Here is a 1,670-nt window from a genome sequence, read left to right as displayed (position 1 = left end):
ACCAGGTCAGACGGGTACAACCTCCTCACGCTCATCAACCGTTACATGGACATCTGCCGGGAGCAGCCGTCCAATCTGGCGGCGAGAGCCAAGGCGGAGAAGTACGCAAAAATATTAGCGAAAACCATCATAAACCCAGAAGGTGATGCCGGTAATTATGGGCAGAACCAGTTCTTTTACGATTCTGCTGAGGGACTGCTTACAGCAGTCGTTCTCCTGCTGGCGGAGTATCTGCCGCCTACAGAGGAGGCTCCCCAGGAGCGGCGGCACATCGTCAGCGTGTTCAAGCTGGTGCAGGATCTGCTGGCGCCCAGCAAGACCGCCAAGGGCAAGAACGGCTTTCAGGTCATGATGGACACACTCCCCGACACGCACAAGGCCCGGTGGTTCGCCGGAGCCGCTCTCAACTCGGCGGAACAGGCCATGGCCTCGGTCATGTCCACGGTGCTGTCCAGGCTGAACGCCTTCCTGGACTCCGAGCTGGAGCAGGTGCTGTGCTTCGACAGCGCCATTGACGCGGAAGCCTTTGCCTCCCAGAAGTCCGCCATCTTCCTCGTTCTGCCGGAAGAAGACCCCAGCAAGAACTTCATGGCTGGCCTGATGATCCAGACACTCTCCCGTGAGCTGTTCTCCGTGGCGGACGAGAACGGCGGCAAGCTGCCCAACCGGGTGGTGCTGTTCTGCGATGAGCTGGGCACCATGCCCGCCTTCGACATCCTGCCTCTGTTCAGCGCTGGCCGCTCCCGCAAACTGACTCTGGTGCCGATCATCCAGAGCCTTGCCCAGTTGGAGAAGAACTACGGCAAGGAGGGCGCGGAGATCATAGTAGACAATACACAGGACACGATCTTCGGCGGCTTCGCTCCCAACTCCCAGACCGCCGAGGTGCTGTCCAAGGCCCTGGGCAGCCGCACCGTCATGAGCGGTTCGGTGAGCAAGGGCGGCGGAAAAGACAGCGCCAGCCGCTCCCTCCAGATGATGGAGCGGCCTCTCATGACGCCGGATGAGCTGAAGTCCATCCCAAAGGGCCAGTTTGTAGTGATGAAGACGGGGACGCACCCCATGCAGACACGGCTCAGGCTCTTCCTGGACTGGGGCATCTCCTTCGGTGATCCGTACCTGCTGCCGGAGCGGGCCGCGCGTACCGTGGCCTATGCCAACAAGCAGGAGCTGGAGCAGGCGATCTTCCGCTGTCACCACGCACAGCCAGCGGAGAGCGATACCCCTCCCGCTCCCCCGGTTCCTCCGAAAACTCCAACTGCCAGAGGCGGCGCGTCCTACGCTCAGGCCAGACGCACCAGGCGGGAGCCGCCTCCCCCTGTGGTTGTCCGCACAGATGGGGGGCAGGAGTAGTCTATGGGATACTTTGAGAAGATCTATCAATCCGATCTGAACCACCGGGCCAGGGCTGTGTATATGTACCTGAAGGATCATGCCGACAGCGAGGGCAAGTGCTGGCCGGGAATACGCACGATTTCCGCCGAGCTGCGGATGTCCCGCTCCACCGTCAAGCGGGCCTTGGACGATCTGTGCAGGGCGGAGCTAATCTCCAAGGAGCGGCGCTTTCGTGAGAATGGAAGCCTCAGCTCAAATTTGTACCGGCTGAAGTAGTGCGAAAAATATAAGTTCTCCGCCAGGGGGTTATTGCGCCCTGGCGGAGAACCGAGGGT

At 60.8% G+C, this 1,670-nt stretch carries 2 protein-coding genes; both read left to right on the top strand.

Annotated features, from left to right (window positions below):
- On the top strand, window positions 1-1,353 hold a 1,353-nt coding region (locus QZ326_RS13220), incomplete at its 5' end, for a type IV secretory system conjugative DNA transfer family protein (protein ID WP_295746120.1).
- A 3-nt stretch (window positions 1,354-1,356) separates the two neighbouring features.
- Window positions 1,357-1,611: a helix-turn-helix domain-containing protein gene (locus QZ326_RS13215; RefSeq protein ID WP_295746117.1), complete on the top strand. Its 255-nt coding sequence runs from the start codon at window positions 1,357-1,359 to the stop codon at window positions 1,609-1,611.
- The last annotated feature ends 59 nt before the right edge of the window (window positions 1,612-1,670 follow it).

Origin of the sequence: uncultured Oscillibacter sp. (assembly GCF_910587525.1) — a bacterium.
In the GTDB taxonomy this organism is placed as follows: domain Bacteria; phylum Bacillota; class Clostridia; order Oscillospirales; family Oscillospiraceae; genus Oscillibacter.
This window is presented reverse-complemented; position numbering and strand designations above follow the sequence as displayed.

Coding starts and splice junctions, on each gene's coding strand:
- QZ326_RS13215 (WP_295746117.1), top strand. CDS start 1,357: ATGGGATACTTTGAGAAGATCTATCAATCCGATCTGAACCACCGGGCC.